Source organism: Rossellomorea aquimaris (assembly GCF_001877785.1).
Taxonomy (GTDB): Bacteria; Bacillota; Bacilli; order Bacillales; family Bacillaceae_B; genus Rossellomorea; species Rossellomorea aquimaris_A.
This window is the reverse complement of record NZ_MINN01000045.1, coordinates 1-393: the sequence shown is the minus strand read 5'-3', so window position 1 is coordinate 393 and position 393 is coordinate 1. Positions and strand designations below refer to the sequence as shown.

Sequence of the window (393 nt, the reverse complement as noted above, 5' to 3'; positions counted from 1 at the left end):
TGTCTTCTGTTGGTTACGTAATGCTATGCTGTGAGTATCTCATTCTTGTGATGTTGTAGTCTATTGGTCTGATTGTGTTATGTTATTGGTTATCAGTCTCTTTTTTCGTATTGGTTTTTTTTTTTTTTTTTGTCCTGAAGATTGGTGGCAAGACGTCGAAGAGGCGTATCAAACATTGATCGACAAGGGTTACCAGGAGATTGCCGTGGCCGGTTTGTCACTGGGCGGCGTATTCAGCTTGAAACTGGGGTATACTTTTCCTTCATATTTCTTGTATTCCCGGGCATTGTGACGATGTGTGCGCCGATGCACATGAAATCAACGGACCTAATGTATCAAGGGGTTTTGGACTATGCCCGGGAATACAAGAAATATGAAGGAAAAGATGATAAG

At 41.7% G+C, this 393-nt stretch carries 1 pseudogene; it reads left to right on the top strand.

Going from position 1 to position 393, the window contains the following annotated elements:
• Positions 1–133 precede the first annotated feature (133 nt).
• Positions 134–393 (top strand): annotated as a pseudogene (locus BHE18_RS02005) (alpha/beta hydrolase); the annotation flags it as partial.